Below are 3,876 nucleotides of genomic sequence, written 5' to 3'. Positions count from 1 at the left end.
GTGGCGAGGGGACGGTGGGGCGACGGCGGGTCAGGATTTGGCCAGAACTTGAGGCCCGCTTTATTCGATACGGAACGGTTCCGTATCGAAATGTGGTTACGCTGCCCGCATGAGCGCAACCGCACCGCAGGGCTCCGCCTCGCACATACCTGAATCCGTGTACCGCCGGCGCTGGCTGATCCTCGGCGTACTGATGCTCAGCCTGCTGATCGTGGTACTCGACAACTCGATCCTGAACGTCGCGATGAAGACCATCGCGCAGCCCTCGCCCGCCGGGCTCGGCGCCACCCAGGGCGAGCTGGAGTGGTCCATCAACTCCTACACGCTCGTCTTCGCCGGGCTGCTCTTCACCGCCGGGCTGCTCGGCGACCGGCTGGGCCGGAAGCGGGCGATGCTCGCCGGCATCGTGGTGTTCGGCGCCGGATCCGCGCTCGCCGCGTTCGCCACCACGCCCGGCGAGCTGATCGCGTTCCGGGCCCTGATGGGCCTCGGCGGCGCCTTCGTGATGCCCGCCACCCTCGCGATCCTGATGAACGTCTTCCCGCGCGAGGAGCAGCCCCGGGCCATCGGCATCTGGGCGGGCGGCGTCGGGCTGGCCATCGCCATCGGACCGATCACCGGCGGGGTGCTGCTCGACCACTTCTGGTGGGGCTCGGTCTTCCTGATCAACGTGCCCGTCGCCGTCGTCGCGGTGGTCGCCATGGCGCTGCTGGTCCCCGAGTCCCGCGACCCGCGGCCCGGCCGGCTCGACCCGGTCGGGGTGCTGCTGTCGGTGGCCGGACTCGTGCTGCTGGTCTACGGCATCATCAAGGGCGGCCAGCTGGCCGACTTCACCGACGGCCAGGTGCTGCTGACGGCGGGCGGCGGGGTGCTGGTGCTGGTCGGCTTCGTGCTCTACGAGCGGCACAGCGACCACCCGGCCCTGGACATGTCCTACTTCCGCAGGCCGGCGTTCTCCGCCGCGGTCGCCGCCATCGCGCTCGTCTTCTTCGCGCTGATGGGCGTCACCTTCTTCGGCGTCTTCTACATCCAGAGCGTGCGCGGCTTCTCGCCACTGGACGCGGGGCTGCTGATGGTGCCGCTGGCCGTGGCGCAGATGATCTTCGCGCCGCGCGCCCCGCGCGCCGTGGCCCGGTACGGCGCGAAGGCCGTGTGCACGGTCGGCATGCTGGGCGTCGCCGCCGCGATGTTCGCGTTCGTCCTGATCGACGAGACGACGCCGCTGTGGGTGCTGGAGGTCGTCTACTTCGTCATGGGCACCTCGATGGCGCACGTCATGCCGCCCGCCACCACCTCGATCATGCAGTCGCTGCCCCCGCAGAAGGCCGGATCCGGCTCGGCCGTGAACAACACCTTCCGGCAGGTCGGCGGCGCCCTGGGGGTGGCCGTGCTGGGCTCGCTGCTCTCCGCCCGCTACCGCTCGGGCGTCGCGGACGCGCTCGCCCCGCTGCCCGCTGACGCGCGGCACTCCGCGGGCGAGTCGATCGAGGCCACCCTCGGCGCCGCCGACCGGATGGGCCCCGCGGGACGGGCCCTGGTGGATCCGGCGAAGGCCGCGTTCATCGACGCCATGCATGTCACCGTGGCCGCGGCGGGGACAATCGCCCTCGTGGGCGCGGTCGTGGTCGCTGTCTGGATGCCCGGCATGCCCGCCGTCTCCCGGGAGCAGGACCGGGAGGGGGAAAAGGAGCCGGAACAGGTGGGAGCACAGCGGTGAGCGGGATCGCGCGGGACGCAGGCACGGGGAGCGGAGCACCGGCCCGGCGGGGGAGGCCGCGCAGCGAGGCGGTGGAGCGCGCCATCATCGAGGGCGTGCTCCATCTGCTGGAGGAGGGCCACTCGCTGGACTCGCTCACCATCGAGGGCATCGCGCGCACGGCGGGGGTCGGCAAGGCGGCCGTCTACCGGCGCTGGTCCGGCAAGGACGAACTGCTGATCGACGTGATGCGGCGGCTGGAGGAGCCGCTCTTCGAGACGGCCGACGAGGCGCCGCTGCGCGAGGTGCTCATCACCTTCCTCGAGGGCCAGCGCCGCAGGGCGCTGGCCAAGCGCGAGTTCGCGCTGATCCGCTCGATGGTGGCGCACGTCAAGCACGACTCCTCGCTGTGGCGCCAGTACCAGGACACCGTCATCACCGCGCGCCGGGAGCGGCTGCACGCGGCGCTGGAGCGCGCCGTCGCGGCGGGGGAGCTGCGGGACGACATCGGCATCCAGGTCCTCGCCGATCTGATCGTGGGGCCGATGCTGGTCCGGACCATCCTGCGCCCCGACGACGAGGTGCCCGAGGACCTGTCCCGCACGATCGTCGACGGCGTGCTGGAGGGGATCCGTCCGCGCGGGCACCGCGATCCGGCGGGGACATCCCGCAGTGAGTCCGGGTACTGCGTTCCCCCGGGGGACGGTCCCCATACCCCGGGCTGGACTCCGCACGGCGAACCGGAGTAAATCCACCCATCACCCGCCGGAACCCGCGGGGCCCCTGCGCTCGTCCCTCTTCCCGTACGGGTTCACAGCGAACCGCGGCACACCCTGACGAGCCGGGCGAGCCGGACGGGTACGGCGCATCCCAGGGCCGTGCCGGACGGATTCGCCGGTTGTTCCACGCTATGGCATATCGTGCAGTGGCGTTCGGGGGCTGCGGCGTTCGACAGGCACAGCACAGGCGAGTGAGGACGGCGGATGGCACGCGCGCACACGGCGGAGGCCACGCATACCGACGGGGACGGCCGGGGGCCTTCGGGCTTCTTCTCCCGGCGCTCCGGTGGCGGGCTGCGCGGGCTCCTCGGCCGCGGCGGCGGGGGCATGTGGCGCCGCGGGCTGGTGCTGGCCGCGCTGGTCGTGCTGCTGGCCCTGGTCTTCATGCTGCATTCCAAGATCCCCAACTCCATCGGCAACCTCGGCTCGCTGTGGGAGACGTTTCTGCCCTGGGGCGGCCTCCTGATCGTCGTCCTGCTGGCGCTGGCCGCGCTGCGCCGGTCCGCGACGGCGCTGGTCGCGCTGCTGCTGCCGATCCTGGTGTGGGTCAATCTGTTCGGCGGGCTGCTCACCGACAAGGCCAAGGCGGGGGAGGGCGACCTCACGGTCGTCACCCACAACGTCAACGCCGAGAACTCCAACCCCTCCGGCACCGCCCGCGATATCGCCGGGACCGGGGCCGACGTGGTCGCGCTGGAGGAGGTCTCAGGCCGCCAGTCCGGCGTCTACACCAAGGCCCTCGCCGCGAAGTACCCCTACCACAAGCTGACCGGCACGGTCGGGCTGTGGAGCAAGTACCCGATGGACGACGTCCGGACCGTGGACATCAAGATGGGCTGGCCGCGCGCCATGCGCGCCACCGTCGACACCCCGAAGGGCGAGGTCGCCGTCTATGTCGCACATCTGCCGTCCGTGCGGGTGAAGTTCCGCGCGGGTTTCACGGCCGGGCAGCGGGACGACAGCGCGGACGCGCTGGGCGACGCCATCGCCCGGGACAAGACCGGCAAGGTCGTGCTGCTCGGCGATCTGAACGGCACCATGAACGACCGCGCGCTCGCGCCCATCACCTCCCAGATGCGCTCGGCGCAGGGCGCCGCGGGCAGCGGCTTCGGCTTCACCTGGCCCGCGTCGTTCCCGATGGCGCGGATCGACCAGATCATGGTGAAGGGGGTCGAGCCGGTGTCGGCCCGGACCCTGTCCGCCACGGGCAGCGACCATCTGCCGATCGCGGCGTCGCTGAAGCTGACCGACTGAGGGCGCCGCCGGCCGTGTGCGCCGGGCACCCGCCGAGCGCGGCGAGGTGCCCGGCTTTTTCGTTTTGCGCAGGGGAACAGAAGCCTGCGAGACTTTGTTCTCCGGCAGAACTTAATCCTTCCGCCCGGCCCGTCCAGCCCGTCCGCC

The 3,876-nt window shown here is 71.5% G+C and carries 3 protein-coding genes; all 3 read left to right on the top strand.

Annotated features, from left to right (window positions below; translation table 11 throughout):
• The first annotated feature begins 109 nt into the window (after positions 1-109).
• The 3 genes from G5C65_RS33025 to G5C65_RS33015 all read left to right on the top strand — a co-directional run bounded on the left by G5C65_RS33025 (position 110) and on the right by G5C65_RS33015 (position 3,729).
• Positions 110-1,717, top strand: coding sequence for an MFS transporter (locus tag G5C65_RS33025; RefSeq protein ID WP_165302751.1), 1,608 nt, complete (start codon positions 110-112; stop codon positions 1,715-1,717).
• On the top strand, positions 1,714-2,445 hold the full coding sequence (locus tag G5C65_RS33020) for a TetR/AcrR family transcriptional regulator (RefSeq protein WP_338146779.1): 732 nt from the start codon (positions 1,714-1,716) through the stop codon (positions 2,443-2,445). Before G5C65_RS33025 ends, G5C65_RS33020 begins: the two co-directional genes overlap by 4 nt.
• A 357-nt stretch (positions 2,446-2,802) precedes the next feature.
• On the top strand, positions 2,803-3,729 hold the full coding sequence (locus tag G5C65_RS33015) for an endonuclease/exonuclease/phosphatase family protein (RefSeq protein WP_420903386.1): 927 nt from the start codon (positions 2,803-2,805) through the stop codon (positions 3,727-3,729).
• Positions 3,730-3,876: the final 147 nt, after the last annotated feature.

The sequence above is a fragment of the Streptomyces boncukensis genome (assembly GCF_011045075.1).
GTDB lineage: Bacteria > Actinomycetota > Actinomycetes > Streptomycetales > Streptomycetaceae > Streptomyces > Streptomyces boncukensis.
The sequence above is the reverse complement of the archived record's forward strand: the minus strand, read 5'-3'. Positions and strand labels throughout refer to the sequence as shown.

Bases quoted from the DNA above. Each gene is read 5' to 3' on its own strand.
- G5C65_RS33025 (WP_165302751.1), top strand. From the start codon at position 110: ATGAGCGCAACCGCACCGCAGGGCTCCGCCTCGCACATACCTGAATCC.
- G5C65_RS33015 (WP_420903386.1), top strand. From the start codon at position 2,803: ATGTGGCGCCGCGGGCTGGTGCTGGCCGCGCTGGTCGTGCTGCTGGCC.